General features: G+C 69.0%; 18 protein-coding genes. 2 read left to right on the forward strand and 16 right to left on the reverse strand.

The window, feature by feature from the left end; all coding sequences use genetic code 11:
- Positions 1–74 precede the first annotated feature (74 nt).
- From HCT63_RS09535 to HCT63_RS09550, 4 genes are read right to left on the reverse strand one after another with little or no spacing between them, the layout of a single operon-like run.
- Positions 75–893, reverse strand: a complete 819-nt coding sequence (locus tag HCT63_RS09535) for an ABC transporter permease (RefSeq protein ID WP_167003532.1) — start codon at positions 891–893, stop codon at positions 75–77.
- On the reverse strand, positions 890–1,750 hold the full coding sequence (locus HCT63_RS09540; protein ID WP_167003534.1) for an ABC transporter permease: 861 nt from the start codon (positions 1,748–1,750) through the stop codon (positions 890–892). Before HCT63_RS09540 ends, HCT63_RS09535 begins: the two co-directional genes overlap by 4 nt.
- A complete protein-coding gene (locus tag HCT63_RS09545) occupies positions 1,750–2,916 on the reverse strand; it encodes an ABC transporter ATP-binding protein (RefSeq protein ID WP_167003536.1) in 1,167 nt (388 codons plus the stop codon). The genes HCT63_RS09540 and HCT63_RS09545 overlap by 1 nt, the downstream gene beginning before the upstream one ends.
- Positions 2,900–4,048, reverse strand: coding sequence for a spermidine/putrescine ABC transporter substrate-binding protein (locus tag HCT63_RS09550; protein ID WP_167003538.1), 1,149 nt, complete (start codon positions 4,046–4,048; stop codon positions 2,900–2,902). Before HCT63_RS09550 ends, HCT63_RS09545 begins: the two co-directional genes overlap by 17 nt.
- A 234-nt stretch (positions 4,049–4,282) precedes the next feature.
- Between HCT63_RS09550 and HCT63_RS09555 the strand changes: the two genes are divergently transcribed.
- Positions 4,283–4,756: an Lrp/AsnC family transcriptional regulator gene (locus HCT63_RS09555; protein WP_167003540.1), complete on the forward strand. Its 474-nt coding sequence runs from the start codon at positions 4,283–4,285 to the stop codon at positions 4,754–4,756.
- A gap of 52 nt (positions 4,757–4,808) precedes the next feature.
- Here the strand turns inward: HCT63_RS09555 and HCT63_RS09560 are convergent, their stop codons facing one another.
- A complete protein-coding gene (locus tag HCT63_RS09560; RefSeq protein ID WP_167003542.1) occupies positions 4,809–5,285 on the reverse strand; it encodes a MarR family transcriptional regulator in 477 nt (158 codons plus the stop codon).
- Between the two features lie 69 nt (positions 5,286–5,354).
- Between HCT63_RS09560 and HCT63_RS09565 the strand changes: the two genes are divergently transcribed.
- A complete protein-coding gene (locus HCT63_RS09565) occupies positions 5,355–5,873 on the forward strand; it encodes a hypothetical protein (protein WP_167003544.1) in 519 nt (172 codons plus the stop codon).
- Here the strand turns inward: HCT63_RS09565 and HCT63_RS09570 are convergent.
- The 11 genes from HCT63_RS09570 to HCT63_RS09620 all read right to left on the reverse strand — a co-directional run bounded on the left by HCT63_RS09570 (position 5,836) and on the right by HCT63_RS09620 (position 14,639).
- Entirely contained in the window at positions 5,836–6,549 is a 714-nt protein-coding gene (locus HCT63_RS09570; protein WP_167003546.1) for an AMP-binding protein, read from the reverse strand. The two genes, HCT63_RS09565 and HCT63_RS09570, sit on opposite strands and share 38 nt — an antisense overlap.
- Positions 6,546–6,953, reverse strand: coding sequence for a DCC1-like thiol-disulfide oxidoreductase family protein (locus HCT63_RS09575; RefSeq protein WP_208322353.1), 408 nt, complete (start codon positions 6,951–6,953; stop codon positions 6,546–6,548). The genes HCT63_RS09570 and HCT63_RS09575 overlap by 4 nt, the downstream gene beginning before the upstream one ends.
- A complete protein-coding gene (locus HCT63_RS09580; protein ID WP_167003550.1) occupies positions 6,953–7,681 on the reverse strand; it encodes an enoyl-CoA hydratase in 729 nt (242 codons plus the stop codon). The genes HCT63_RS09575 and HCT63_RS09580 overlap by 1 nt, the downstream gene beginning before the upstream one ends.
- The gene (locus HCT63_RS09585; protein ID WP_167003552.1) at positions 7,678–8,550 is read right to left on the reverse strand and encodes an HAD family hydrolase; all 873 of its coding nucleotides are present in this window, start codon (positions 8,548–8,550) and stop codon (positions 7,678–7,680) included. Before HCT63_RS09585 ends, HCT63_RS09580 begins: the two co-directional genes overlap by 4 nt.
- Entirely contained in the window at positions 8,543–9,673 is a 1,131-nt protein-coding gene (rlmN, locus tag HCT63_RS09590; protein WP_167003554.1) for a 23S rRNA (adenine(2503)-C(2))-methyltransferase RlmN, read from the reverse strand. The genes HCT63_RS09585 and rlmN overlap by 8 nt, the downstream gene beginning before the upstream one ends.
- Positions 9,674–9,805: 132 nt before the next feature.
- Entirely contained in the window at positions 9,806–10,648 is an 843-nt protein-coding gene (locus HCT63_RS09595; RefSeq protein WP_167003556.1) for a phosphatidate cytidylyltransferase, read from the reverse strand.
- On the reverse strand, positions 10,648–11,202 hold the full coding sequence (frr, locus tag HCT63_RS09600; RefSeq protein WP_182397194.1) for a ribosome recycling factor: 555 nt from the start codon (positions 11,200–11,202) through the stop codon (positions 10,648–10,650). Before frr ends, HCT63_RS09595 begins: the two co-directional genes overlap by 1 nt.
- 36 nt (positions 11,203–11,238) lie before the next feature.
- Entirely contained in the window at positions 11,239–11,961 is a 723-nt protein-coding gene (gene pyrH, locus HCT63_RS09605) for a UMP kinase (protein WP_243842966.1), read from the reverse strand.
- A gap of 86 nt (positions 11,962–12,047) precedes the next feature.
- Complete coding sequence (gene tsf, locus HCT63_RS09610) at positions 12,048–12,872, reverse strand: translation elongation factor Ts (protein ID WP_167003562.1); 825 nt, start codon at positions 12,870–12,872, stop codon at positions 12,048–12,050.
- 97 nt (positions 12,873–12,969) lie between these two features.
- A complete protein-coding gene (rpsB, locus tag HCT63_RS09615; RefSeq protein ID WP_167003564.1) occupies positions 12,970–13,884 on the reverse strand; it encodes a 30S ribosomal protein S2 in 915 nt (304 codons plus the stop codon).
- 254 nt (positions 13,885–14,138) lie between these two features.
- Entirely contained in the window at positions 14,139–14,639 is a 501-nt protein-coding gene (locus HCT63_RS09620) for a CAP domain-containing protein (protein WP_243842967.1), read from the reverse strand.
- Between the last annotated feature and the right edge of the window lie 99 nt (positions 14,640–14,738).

The following is a 14,738-nucleotide window of genomic DNA, read 5'->3' on the forward strand; positions in this document are numbered from 1 at the left end:
CGACCCGACCGTGCACGCTCGGGTCAGTGCACCCCCACACGGGTGCCCCAACCAACCGCGCGCGTCGTACGACGCTAGGCCGCGACCTTCGCCTGGCGGCGGCGGCTCAACTCGTTGGCAAGGACGATCACGACCGCGATCACGAACATCGCCGTGCCGATCACGTTGACCTGCATCGGGATGCCCCGTTGCGCGACGCCCCACACGTACATCGGGAAGGTCACGGTCTGGCCTGCGTTGAGGTTCGTGATGATGAAGTCGTCGAACGACAGCGAGAAGCTCAGCAGCGCAGCGCCGAGGATGCCGGGGAACACCAGCGGGAACGTGACCCGCCAGAACGTCTGGCTCTCCGTGGCGTACAGGTCCATCGCCGCCTGCTCGAGGTTGTCGTCGAGTCCCGAGAGCCGCGCGCGCACCGTGATGATGACGAACGACAGGCAGAACGTGACGTGCGCGATGAAGATCGTCCAGAATCCGAGCTGGCCTCCGAACCCCGCCGACACGAACAATGCCAGCATCGACGAGCCGAGGACGATCTCGGGGGCCGCCATCGGCAGGATGATCAGCGTGTTGAGCGGGCCGCGTCCGGCGAACTGGTGACGCACCAGCGCGAACGCCGCCAGCGTCCCGAGGATCGTCGCGACCAGCGTCGCCAGCAGGCCGATCTCGATGCTGCGGGCGACCGACGAGCACATGCCCGCCGGCTCGCACGGGTTGAGCCAGTTGTGCAGCGTGAACCCGTCGAACTTGTAGACGTTGCGCGACGACGGGTCGTTGAAGCTCATCAGCGCGACGATCGCGATCGGCACGAACATGTAGATCAGCACCAGGACACCGAGGGCGAGGACCAGGTGGTCGCCGATCCACCGACCGAGCTTGTGGAGCGGGCTCATACGAGGTCCTCCGTCCCTACGCGCCGGATGGAGAACACGACGCCGATCGTGATGATGATCATCAGCGTCATCGACAGCGCCCCCGCCGCGGCGTAGTCGCCTTGGTTGGTGAACAGGTTCTGGATGACGTTGCCGATCATGCGCTGGTTGGGGCTGCCGAGGAGCTCGGAGTTGATGTAGTCGCCGGCCGCCGGGATGAACGTCAGCAGCGTCCCCGCGATCACGCCGGGCATCGAGAGCGGGAGCGTCACCTTGAAGAACGCCCGCCGCGGCGACGCGTACAGATCCCCGGCCGCCTCGATCAGCCGGTGGTCGACCTTGTCGAGGCTCGCGAACAGCGGCAGCACCATGAACGGCAGGAAGTTGTACGTCAGACCCGCGACCACCGCGAACGGCGTCGCGAGCAGGCGCCCTTCGTCACCGAGGATGCCGAGGAACTGCAGCGAGTTCACGATCCAGCCGTCGTCGGCGAGGATCAGCTTCCACGACAGCGTGCGGATCAGGAAGCTGGTGAAGAACGGCGCGATCACCAGCACGAGCATGAGGTTCTTCCAGCGCCCGGCCTTGAACGCGATCGCGTACGCCAGCACGTAGCCGAGGATCAGGCACGCGATCGTCGCGAGCGCCGCGTACCAGAACGACCGCAGCAGAGGCTGCCAGTACGCCTGGATCACGTCGACGTAGTTCGCGAAGTGCCACGTCATGTCGTACCCGGTCAGACTCGAGCCCTGCGGGTCGTACAGACTCATCGCGATCAGCGAGTAGAACGGCACCAGGAAGAACAGCCCCAGCCACAGCGCACCCGGCAGCATCAGCCAGTAGCCGGTGAGGCGCCTCCTGCCCCGGGTCTGGGCCATCAGTCGTCCCCGTCCTCGACGCCGGCGCTCGCGTCCTGGCTCGCGTCGAGGAGGAACGCGTACTCGGGTCGCCACGACAGGTCGACCGGGGTGCCGACCGAGAAGATCGGTCGCCGCCCGGTGTTCTGCTCGAACACCATGAGCTCCTGCCCCCACGGCATCCGTACGAGGTACTGGGTGCTGACTCCGACGAAGCTCACGTCGGAGACCACACCGCCCTCGAAGCGGTTGCCCGGGGCGTCGATCTCGCCACCGATTCCGGCGATCATGACCTTCTCCGGCCGGATGCCGACCCAGCCGCGGGTGCCGTCAGCGTGGCAGCGAGGGCTCGGGATCGAGACCGTGGTGCCTTGGACCGACACCTTCACGACGTCGTCGTCCGGACCGAGGATCTCCCCCGCGAGCAGGTTGGACTGGCCGAGGAAGTTCGCGACGAACGTGGTCTCCGGGTTGTCGTACAGGGCCTCCGGAGCCCCCATCTGCTCGATCGCGCCGCCGTTCATCACCGCGACCGTGTCGGCCATGGTCATGGCCTCCTCCTGGTCGTGCGTGACGTGGACGAAGGTCAGCCCGACCTCGGTCTGGATGCGCTTGAGCTCGATCTGCATGCCGCGCCGCAGCTTGAGGTCGAGCGCACCGAGCGGCTCGTCGAGCAGCAGCACCTCGGGGCTGTTGATCAGAGCACGGGCGAGCGCGACGCGCTGCTGCTGCCCGCCGGACAACTGGAACGGCTTCTTGTTGCCCTGGCCGCCGAGCTCGACGAGGTCGAGCATCTCGGCGACCTTCGCCTTGGTGTCCTTCACGCCCCGGCGCTTGAGGCCGAACGCGACGTTCTCGGCCACGTCGAGGTGCGGGAAGAGCGCATAGCTCTGGAAGACCGTGTTGACGGGCCGCTTGTAGGGCTTGTCGTACGTGATCTCACGGTCGCCCAGCGCGATCGTGCCCGAGGTTGGCACGTCGAGACCTGCGACCATCCGCAACGTCGTGGTCTTGCCGCAGCCGGACGGGCCGAGCAGTGCGAAGAACGAGCCCTCGGGGACGACCAGGTCGAGCGACTTGACCGCCGTGAACGCACCGTACGACTTGGTGACCGCCGTGAGGCGAAGGTCGCGACCGGAGGTCGAGCCCTCACGCGTGGTCGTGTCGTCGTCAGCCACCAGTGACATCGGCAAAGTCTCCTTCGTACTCACGCATCTGGAACTCCTCCAGGGCCATGAACGAGTGGGTCATGGCGAGGGTCTCGTCGTCGGGGAAGATCAGCGGATTGGCGGCGAGCTCGGGATCGATCTTCTCCATCTCGGCCTGCGCGCCCTGGACGGGGCAGATGTAGTTGACGTACGCGGCGAGCTTGGCCGCGACGTCGGGCCGGTAGTAGAAGTCGACCCACTTCTCGGCGTTCTCTTGGTGCGCTGCCTGGTTGGGGATGAGCATGTTGTCGGCCCAGATCATGAGCCCTTCCTCGGGGACCACGAACTCGATGTTGGGGTCGCCGGCCGCCAGCACGTCGCCGGACCACGCTTCGCACGCGACGATGTTGCCGGCGGCGAGGTCCTGGACGTACTCGTTGCCGGTGAACGCCCGGATCTGACCACCATCGGCCGCACGCCTCAGGTCCTCAAGCGCGACGCCCCACTCGTCGTCGGTGAAGTCGGCGGGGTCGGCGCCGTTCTTCAGCAGCATGAAGCCCATCGTGTCGGGCATCTCGGTGAGCATCGTGACGCGGCCCTTGAGGTCAGGGCGGGTCAGGAGCTCGGAGAACGAGCGGACCTCGCCGACCTTGGACTTGTTGTACGCGATCCCCGTCAGGCCGGCCTGCCACGGAGCCGAGTAGCCACGATCGGGGTCCCAGGAGAGGTTGCGCAGGGACGAGATGAGGTTCGCATGGAGGTTCGGGACGCGCTCGGGGGCGAGCGGCTGGATCCAGCCCATCTGGATCGTCCGCGCGGCCGCCCAGTCGGTGAGCATGAACATGTCACGGTTCACCGGCTCGCACGCACCGAGCTGGTTGACGATCTTGGCGAAGAACTCGTTGTTGTCGTTGACGTCGGCGGTGTAGCTGACGGTGATGCCCGTCTCCTGCTGGAACTGCTCGATCGTTGTGACGTAGCCGTCCTCGGGCTGGTCGATGTACTCCGGCCAGTTCGACACGATCAGGCGCCCGTCGCTGCTGCGGTCGGGAGCCGCGCAGTCCGCGGGGACCTGGCGGCGGTCGGGCGTGCCGAAGAGTGGGAGCACGGCTGCACTCCCGGCCAGGAACGCCGCAGCCCCCGCGCCCCGGAGCACCGTCCGGCGGCTCATCTGTCTCACCACTCGCGCGACCTCACTCCCTGTCGGGCGCCTGTCGAAGACGCCTCCTGCCGTTCGGCCTGGCCGGAATCGTCACATGTATCGGCACCCTCAGACAAGTGATTCCGCAATTTGTTTACCCTCCCGCAACGAATTCACCTGATCCACTGGGACAGAATGACCGAAATCCGTATCGGATGTGCGGGTCGCGGCGCCATGAGCCGACCACTCGGGCAGGATGAGCCCATGACGGAGCGCAAGGCGGGCAACGGGGCGATCCTCGACGACGTGTCCAAACGCATCATCGCCGAGCTGCAGGTCGACGGACGGCGCTCGTACGCGGCGATCGGCAAGGCGGTGGGCCTCTCGGAGGCGGCCGTGCGGCAGCGGGTCCAGAAGCTCACCGATGCCGGGATCATCCAGATCGTCGCGGTCACCGACCCCTTGGAGCTCGGATTCGCGCGACAGGCGATGGTCGGGATCTGCGTGGACGGGGACGTCTTCGCGGTGACCGACTCCCTCGCCGCCATCCCCGAGCTCGACTACCTCGTCATCACGACCGGACGGTTCGACGTGCTCGCCGAGATCGTCTGCGAGAGCGACGACGACCTGCTCGACGTCATCACGAGCAAGATCCGCGCGATCCCGGCGGTCACGAACACCGAGACCTTCGTCTATCTCCGACTCCGCAAGCAGACGTACGCCTGGGGCGTGCAGTAGCCCACACCGATTCCGGTGGTCGAGAAGGGCGAGGAAGAGCCCGTATCGTGACCTACTCCTGCGCGATCGCGGCCGCCTGCTGTCGCATCACACGCGTCGTCTCGCGGACCCACCGGTCGATCACACCGAGCTCCTCGTCGGCGAACTGCGCAGTGACGCCCGCCATCGCGCGCTGCAACCCCTCGAAGGCGCGGCGCACCTCGGGCGGTGCAGACGCGCGGGCCTCGATGACCTGGCGCCGCCGGTCGACCGGGTCACGCGTGCGCCGGACGAGTCCGGCCTCTTCGAGCCGGTCGACCAGACCCGTAACCGCCCCTGCCGTCAGCGCGGTGCGCTGCGCGAGCTCACCGGCCGCCATCGGGCCCTCGCGGCGGATGATCCCGAGCGCCTTGTGGTCGGCGGCGGACAGACCCATGAGCGAGCCGATCGCCTCGTGGAACAGCACGACGGCGTCGCTGAACTCCATGCCGAGCCTCGCGCCATACGCCTCGACGTCCTCGGTGTCGCGGTGCCGCGCGTGGGTACTCATGTGCTCCATCATGCCGCTCACCACCAGACCTTCCTTGCCCCTTTTACTTCGGCATGCTAAACCTTTTATATGACTAAAGCATTCGGGGTTGCGCGGTCCCTGCTCGCTGCCGCGTGGGGCTTCTTCGTCCACCACTACCCCGTCGTCCTGGCGTTCGGCGCCCTCGCATCGGCGCAGCGCTTCGTTGCCGTCGGCGACATCGACTTCCCTCTCGCGGAGAGCTGGGTCGGCGAGACCTTCACGATGCTCGTCCGCATCGCCTTCGTGGTCTGGGTGGTCCGCCGCGTCCTCCGCGATCGGCCAGCACCCGCCGTCGGGTCGCACGTCACCGGCACGGTGGTCGCGAGCACGGTCTACCTGATGGCGCTCTCACTGGTGTCCAAGATCGGTCTCGACGCGATCGGCTCCCAGCTCGTCTCCGAGGAGCACCAGTCGACCTACTTCTCGTGGGAGCTCGCGATCAAGAACGTCACGGTCATCCCGTTCGTCCTGGTCTGGGTCGTCGTGCTGGTCACCGCCGTCCGCGATCGACGACCGGACGAAGCCGCCCTCAGTGCGTCGGCAGAGCGAGCCCGCGACCAGACATGAGCCCGGCCAGGACGGCGATCACGGTGGTCTCGTCCCACACCGGACCCACCTGCGCGGGCTCCTCGTACGTGACGGCGAGGCTCGGGTGCTCGTGCACCAGCGACACACCGTCCGTCGTCACGGCCAGCGCGGTCCCACCGGCGACCGGCACGACCGGCGCAGGATCGGTCGCCCCTGCCTTCAGTGCCGGCTCCCACGCGACGTCGCGGGTCTCGACCAGCGGCCACTCCCCCGGTCGCACCACCACCACCGCGCGGGGGCGCGCGGCGTCGAGCGCGGCGACCGCGTCCGCGACCTCGGGCATCTTCGCGCCGTCGGCCACCACGAGAGCCGGGTCGCTCCGCTCGATGAGAGGCGCGGGCCGCTCGCCGAGCCACGCCGTCGCACCGACCCGGCCGGCGGCCAGCAGGGCGACGACCGACTCGCGCGACGGCTCGCAGGTCAGCGCGACCGCGTCCCGCTCACGGACGCCCAGGGCACGCATCAGCCCGCCCATCGAGGCGACCTGCTCTAGCAGCACCACGTACGAGGTCGTCCCGTTCGCCGAGCGCAGCGCCGGCGCGTCGGCAAACCCGGCGACGACCAGACGGTCGAGCGCGTCGTAGACGACGTTCAGCCGACCCGTCGACGGATCGGCGGGGTCCTTGGGCGGGGAGAACCAGCGTGGTCCACTCATGAGGCTGTCTTTTCGCCAGGACCGTGCCCCGGCTCACGTGCGGTCGAAGGCAGGGCGCACTGTGGCGTGCCGCCCGGAAGCTTGTCGCGGTGCGCAGCGATCCACCGGTAGACCGGCCACGCCACGCCCCGTACGGGCGCGCACGCGAGGACCCGACCGGCGACTCGCCAGGGCGCTCCCGCGGTACGGAGGTACGCGGCGATCGCCTCGGGGCCTGCCGCCCGCGCGCTGTCGTCGATCCACTGGACCGCCGTATCGACGTCCGCGACGGTGACGTGCAGCGCCTCGAGGTCAGTGAGCTGCCACGCCAGCACCTCGGCCCGCGCCGGCGCCCAGCGCTGCAGCCAGCGTGCGCAGCTCGAGCAGAACGCGCAGTCGCCGTCGTACAGCAGGACAGCCGTCATCATCGCCCTCGGAAGACGGGCGGACGCTTCTCCGTCCGCGCCAGCGCGGCCTCGCGAACGTCCTCGCTCCCCCAACACGCCTCCCAGCCTTTGCGGATGCGCGCGTCGGCATCGGCGTTGCCGGGAGCGGCGTTGAGGACGAGCTTGTTGTACGCCAGCGTCAGCGGCGCGAAGGTCGCGATCTCCTGCGCCCACGCGGTCGCCGACTCGAGGTCTCCGAGCCGGTCCGCGAGCCCACGAGCGTACGCGGTGTCGGCGTCGAGGAGGTCTGCACCGAGCATCAGTGCCTTGGCCGTGCCCGCTCCGGCGACCGCGGCGAGCGTCCGGATGGTCCAGGTGTCGACCGCCATGCCGTTGCGGGCGGTCGGGACTCCGAACTTCGCGGTGGGCGCAGCGACCCGGAGGTCACAGGCGAGCGCCAGCTGCGTGCCGGCGCCGATCGCGGGACCGTTCACCGCGGCCACAACCGGGATCTCGACCTCGGTCAGCGCCGTGAGCATCCCGTACAGCGCCTCGAGGAACGCGTCTCCGTACACGCCGGTCAGGTCTGCGCCCGCGCAGAAACTGCTGCCCTGCCCGGTCACGACGACCGCGCGCGTGCCATCGCCGTCGGCAGCCAGCACCGCCTCGCGGACCTCGACGCAGGTGTCGAGATCAAGGGCGTTGCGGCGCTCCGGGCGGCGCAGCTCGATCTGCGTGACGTCACCCGTACGGGTCACCTCGATCACGGTCGCTCCTCGTGGTCGTCGGGGACGCTCGCGCGCACGGCGGCGCGTCCCCGGTCGCGGCTGATGCGGTCCAGGATGGCAGCCACCCCGTCCTCGTCGTTCGTCGCCACCACCTCATGGACGCTGGCGAGCACGTCGCGGTGCGCGTTGGCGACCGCGAACGCGCGCCCTGCCCACCGCAGCATCGGGAGGTCGTTGGGCATGTCGCCGACCGCCCACACGGTCTCGCGGGCGTAGCCGTGCTCAGCGCTCCACGACGCGAGCCCGGACGCCTTGGTGACACCGCGCGCGGTGATCTCGGCCAGGCCGATGGCCCCGGAGAACCCCAGCTCGGCGCGTCCCGCGAGGACCTCATCCACGCGGCGGTGGAAGTCGTCGGGATCGCTGCCCTCGAGCTTGGCGAGGAGCTTGCCGGCCGGACGCGAGGCGATCTGGTCCCAGTCGTCGAGGCTGTCGTCCGCAGGCGCCTCGCGGACGTACGCGAACCGTTCCTCACGACGCATGCCGTCAGCGCGCTCGACCGCGAAGGCGATGCCGGGGATCGCGGACCGCAGCAGGTCACCGAGCTCGTGCAGCACGTCGGGGGACATCGTGCCCATCTCGGTGACCGTACGACTCGCGACGTGATAGACGAACGCACCGTTCGCGCTGAGCGCCACTCCCCCGGTCGCGTCGCCGACGGCGCTGGCCAGGTCGTCGAGCCACCGGGGCGGACGGGCGGTCACGAACACCGTCGGGACGCCGGCCTCCTCCGCCGCGGCGATGGCCTCGCGGGTGCGTGCGGAGAGCGTGCCGTCCGAGCGCAGCAGCGTGCCGTCGAGGTCGGTCGCGAGCAGCGCCGCCCTTGGTGAGCCCGTACGGTCAGGCATCGGCGGCCGCGAGCTGGCCGCAGGCGCCGTCGATCTCCTGCCCACGCGTGTCTCGTACGGTCGTCGGGATGCCCTTCGCCTCGAGCCGGCGGACGAACTCGCGCTCGTCCTCCGGTCGCGACGCGGTCCAGATCGAGCCGGGCGTCGGGTTGAGCGGGATGAGGTTCACGTGGACCCAGCCCCAGTCGCCGTAGGACCGCAGGAGGTCGCCGAGCATGTCCGCGCGCCATGCCTGATCGTTGATGTCCTTGATCAGGGCGTACTCGATGGACACCCGACGCTTGGTCGTCCGGGCGTACTCCCACGCCGCCTCGACCGCCTCGGCGACCTTGAAGCGGGTGTTGATCGGCACGAGGTCGTCGCGCAGCTCGTCGTCGGGCGCGTGCAGCGAGAGCGCGAGCGTCACCGGGATGCCCTCCGTCGTGAGCTGCTTGATCCGCGGGACGAGACCGACGGTGCTGACAGTGATGTTGCGCGCCGACATCCCCAGGCCGGACGGGCCGTCGTCGACCATCCGGCGGACGGCGCCGATGACGGCCTTGTAGTTGGCCATCGGCTCACCCATGCCCATGAACACGACGTTGGAGAGCCGCCCGGGACCGCCGGGGACCTCGCCGCGCGCCATCGCCCGAGCACCGTCGACGACCTGCTCGATGATCTCGCCGGTGGACATGTTGCGCTGCAGGCCGCCCTGCCCCGTGGCGCAGAACGGGCACGCCATGCCGCAGCCGGCCTGGCTCGACACGCAGATCGTCGCGCGGTCGGGATAGCGCATGAGCACCGACTCAACGAGCGCGCCGTCGAACAGGCGCCAGAGCGTCTTGCGCGTCGTGCCCCGGTCGGCCTCGAGCGTGCGTACGGGGTTGATCAGCGTCGGGAGCATGCCCTCGACGAGCTGGTCACGGATCCCGGCGGGGAGATCGGTCATCTCCGACGGATCGGAGACCAGCCGGGTGAAGTAGTGGGTCGACAGCTGCTTGGCGCGGTATCCGGGGAGCCCGAGGGCCTCGACCGCCTCCTTGCGGGCATCGAGGTCGAGATCGGCGAGGTGCCGCGGCGGCTTGCCCCGCCCCTTGGGCTGCTCGAAGACGAGTGGGAGCGGGTTCGGATTCACGTCAGACATGTCGACCCCAGTGTCCCATCACGCACCAACCCCGCGCACAGTCGTCCGCCTCGTCCGCGATTCGGGCGGTTCCCCACCGAATCCCGGCACGAGTTGCGTGGAGAACTGCCCGAATCGGGGACGGGCAGGAGGTCAGCTGACGGGGACGAGGAAGTGCAGCACCAGCCAGCAGACGGGCGCGACCGCAAGCAGCGAGTCGAGGCGGTCCATGAGGCCACCGTGGCCGGGGAGCAGGTCGCTCATGTCCTTGATGCCGACGTCGCGCTTGATCATCGACTCCGACAGGTCGCCGAGCGTCGCCATCGCCACCGCGACCACCCCGAGGAGCACACCGACCCACCAGCGACCGTCGAGCGCGAACGTCACGCAGAGCACGCCGGCGAGGACACACCCGGCGACCGAGCCTCCGAAGCCCTCCCAGGACTTCTTGGGGCTGATCGTCGGAGCCATCGGATGCTTGCCGAGCTTGTAGCCCGCGGCATAGCCGAAGATGTCCGAGGCGATCGTCACCACGATGAACGTGACGATGCGCCAGGCCCCGTCGTCCTCCGCGGACATGAGCACGACGAAGGACCCCAGCACCGGGACGTACCCGAAGACGAAGACCGCGGCGGACACGTCCCTGACGAAGCCGTCGGCGCCGCCCGGCATCCGGTAGACGAAGATGCCGAGGACGGTCAGGGCCGTACCGATCGCGATCGCCTCGGTGCCGCCGACGTACGAGGCTGCGAGCGTCGCGAGCCCGCCAGCCATCAGCGGTGGCAGCGGGATCGCGATGCCCGCCTTGCCGAGCGCGCCCGTCAGCTCCCAGATCGCCACCGCGGCCGCAACCAGGACGACGACCACGAACAGGGCTTTGACGAAGAAGAGCGACAGGACCACGGCGGCGGCAAGGCCGACGCCGACGCCGATCGCCGCAGGCAGGTTGCGCCCGCCACGCTGCCGAGGCGCTGCGGGGACGTCAGGTGCGCTCATCAGACTTCGAGCAGCTCCTGCTCCTTGTTCTTGACGAGCTCGTCGATGTGGTCGACGTGCTTCTTGGTGAGCCCGTCGAGACGCTTCTCACCGCCGGTCACGTCGTCCTTGCTGATCTCGCCGTCCTTCTCGGACTTGTCCATCGCCTGCTTCGCGGCGCGGCGGATGTTGCGGACGGCCACACGGCCCTCCTCCGCCTTGGACTTGGCGAGCTTGATGTACTCCTTGCGGCGCTCCTCGGTCAGCTGCGGCAGCACCAGCCGCAGGACCTTGCCGTCATCGGTCGGGTTGACGCCGAGGTCGGAGTCGCGGATCGACTTCTCGATCGCCGACTTCGCGCCCAGGTCGTACGGGCTGATGATGACGACGCGCGGCTCGGGGATCTGGAACCCGGCGAGCTGCTGGATGGGCGTCGGCGTGCCGTAGTAGTCGGCCGTGATCTTCGCGAACATCGCGGGATGCGCGCGTCCGGTGCGGATCGCGGCGAACTCCTCGCGCGCGTGCTCGACAGCCTTGTCCATCTTGGTGTCGGCGTCGCGCAGGATCTCGTCAATCACTGGCCTGCTCCTTCGTCTGAGGTCTCTGGTCGGTCAGTCTGCGTAGACCAGCGTGCCGATCTTCTCACCTCTCAGGACCGCGGAGATGTTGCCCTCTCCCTCGATCCCGAAGACACGCATCGGCAGCTTGTTCTCCATCAGCAGCGCGAACGCCGTCGCGTCGGCGACCCGCAGACCACGCTGCAGAGCCTCGGCGTACGAGATGGAGTCGATCTTGGTAGCGCTCGAGTCCTGGTGCGGGTCGGCGGTGTAGACGCCGTCGACTCCGTTCTTGCCCATCAGGACCTCGTCGGCCCTCACCTCGAGCGCGCGCTGCGCCGAGACGGTGTCGGTCGAGAAGTACGGCATGCCCGCACCCGCACCGAAGATGACGACGCGGCCCTTCTCGAGGTGACGGATGGCCCGCCGCGGGATGTAGGGCTCGGCGACCTGTCCCATCGTGATCGCGGTCTGGACGCGGGTGTCGATGCCCTGCTTCTCGAGGAAGTCCTGGAGCGCGAGGCAGTTCATGACAATGCCGAGCATCCCCATGTAGTCGGCTCGCGCGCGGTCCATCCCCCGCTGCTGGAGCTCGGCCCCGCGGAAGAAGTTGCCGCCACCCATCACGATCGCGATCTCGATGCCGGCGGCGACGCCCTCGGCGACCTGGCGCGCGATCGTGTTGACGACGTCGGGGTCGACCCCGACGCTCCCTCCACCGAACGACTCGCCGGAGAGCTTCAGGAGCACTCGACGAGGTCGGTCCTCCGCAGACACGGAGGCCGGCGGGTCGACTGTCTCTAGTTGGTCCACCACACCGGCCTCCGTCTCGTACGTCGTCAGAACATCTCGCCGATCAGGCGTCAGGCGCCGATCTCGATGTGCGCGAAGCGCGTCACCGTGAGGCCGGCCTCGTCGAGGACCTGCTTGACGGACTTCTTCTGCTCGGTGACCGAGGGCTGGTCGAGCAGGACGAAGTCCTTGTAGAACGCGTTGACCTTGCCGTCGACGATCTTGGAGATCGCCTGCTCGGGCTTGCCCTCCTCGCGGGCGGCCGCCTCGGCGATCTCGCGCTCCTTGGCGATGACGTCCGCGGGGACCTCGTCGCGGGACAGGTAGCGCGGACGCATCGCCGCGACCTGCATGGCCACGCTGCGCGCGACCTCCTCCTCGCCGTCGCCCTCGAACTCGATGAGGACGCCGACGGCGGGCGGCAGATCGCTCGCACGGCGGTGCAGGTAAGTCGCGATCTTGCCGGTGCCCCCGAGGACGGCCACGCGGCCGAGCTCGAGCTTCTCACCGATGATCGCGGCCAGGGCCGAGATCTTCTTGGCGACCGTGACGCCGTCGCCGGCGTCGGTGGCGGCGAACGCCGCGGCGTCAGCCGGCTTGGTCGCGTCCGCGAGCACCGCGAGCTCCTCGGCGAGCGCGACGAACTGCTCGTTCTTGGCGACGAAGTCGGTCTCGGCGTTGAGCTCGACGATCGCGTTGCCCGACGCGGCGACCAGACCGGCCGTCGCCTCGCGCTCAGCGCCGCGCTTCTCGGCCTTGGCCTGGCCGTGGACGCGCAGGAACTCGACTGCCTTGTCGTAGTCGCCGTCGGCCTCGGTGAGCGCCTTCTTGGCGTCCATCATTCCCGCGCCGGTCGCGTCGCGGAGCTTTTTCACCTCTGCTGCGGTAATTGCCATCTGTGTCTCTTCTCGTCTGAGTGTCCGTGGCCGGCAGACCGGCCGTTGTTGCGGGCCGGACAAGCCGGCCGAGGTGTCGTCCCGAGCTGCGGGACGATCAGGCGTCGGCGGGCTTGCCCTCTGCGAGGTTCTCCTCGGCCACCGCGGTCTCCTCTGCGACCTCGGCCGGGGTGTCGTCGGCGCTGGCCGACTCCTGGACCTCGGCCTCGGCGGCCTCGGTGGTCACGGGGTCGGTGCCCTCGGCGAGCTCGCGCTCCCACTCGGCAAGCGGCTCGCCGGCGGCGACAGCCTCGGTGGCCTCAGCAGCGTCCTCACGACCGGCGCCGCGCGCGATCAGGCCCTCGCCGACGGCGTCGGCGACGACGCGCGTGAGCAAGGTGACCGAGCGGATCGCGTCGTCGTTGCCCGGGATCGGGTAGTCGACGTCGTCGGGGTCGCAGTTGGTGTCGAGGATCGCGACGACCGGGATGCCCAGCTTCTTGGCCTCGTCGACCGCCAGGTGCTCCTTCTTGGTGTCGATGATCCACAGCGCCGACGGCGTACGGCCCATGTCGCGGATGCCGCCCAGGGTGCGGTCGAGCTTGTCGTGCTCGCGCTTGAGCTGGAGGAGCTCCTTCTTGGTGCGGTCGGAGCCGGCGACGTCGTCGAAGTCGACCTCGTCGAGCTCCTTGAGGCGCTTGATCCGCTCGTGGACCGTCTGGAAGTTGGTGAGCATGCCGCCCAGCCAGCGGTGGTTCACGTACGGCATGCCGACGCGCGTGGCCTGCTCGGTGATGGCCTCCTGCGCCTGGCGCTTGGTGCCGACGAACAGGATCGTCCCGCCACGCGCGACCGTGGTCTTGACGAAGTCGTACGCGCGGTCGATGTAGGCCAGCGACTGCTGCAGGTCGATGATGTAGATGCCATTGCGCTCCGTGAGGATGAAGCGCTTCATCTTGGGGTTCCAGCGGCGGGTCTGGTGTCCGAAGTGGACACCGCTCTCGAGCAGCTGGCGCATGGACACGACGGCCATGACGTTCCTCTTTCTTTATTGGGCGCACGGGTGCACCCGATCCTGGTTGACGTGCCGGCGGCGCCGACACCCTGGCGCCTTTGCGCGGACCACCTCGCCGTACGGAGAGGACCAGGACCACGCATCCCAGCAGGGCTGGGCAGAAGGCGCGCGAAGTCACCCGTCGCGTCGCAAGACGGTCGAGGTGCGCGGTCCAGTCTAGGCCACCGCCCCCACCGGACGAAACCCGCCCACCAGCCCGTCGCTGTGCGCCGTCAGCGCCGGTAGGCGAAGACCTGACTCACCCACACGACACCGCGGCTGTCACGCCGCACACCGACCCCAATCCGGCGGTAGCGCGGCTCGAGGATGTTGGCGCGGTGTCCCGGCGAGTCCATCCACGCGTCCACCACGTGGCGCGGCCACCGGTAGCCGTACGCGATGTTCTCGCCGACCTTCCACCCGCCGCACCTGCGAAGGACCGGCTTCAGGTTCTGGTGGACCAGTCGCCCACTGGCCGCGATCCGGTTGGCCGCGCGCTGGGCGTACCGGTCGAGACATCGTGACCGCGACAGAGCACGACGGTCGTACGCCCGTCTCTCCCGGTTGGTGTGCCTGACGACCCGCCGCTCGTAGACCCGCGGTCCGGGCGGTGTCGACGCCTTCGACGGCAGCGCCGCGCTGGCCTCGGTGACTGCCGTTGCCGCCGTCGGTGTGGCTCCCGCGGCGCCCGTGACGGCGCCCGGCCCCACGACCATGGCAGCGGAGAACAGCATGGCGGCACTCAAGACTCGCATGGGATCTCCCACTCCCCCGCAGCCGCGCCCCAGGTTTTCCCCAGATCGTCGGCTGTCGTGTTCATCCCCAGTTCGGTG

It is taken from the genome of Mumia sp. ZJ430, from assembly GCF_011751845.1.
GTDB lineage: Bacteria > Actinomycetota > Actinomycetes > Propionibacteriales > Nocardioidaceae > Mumia.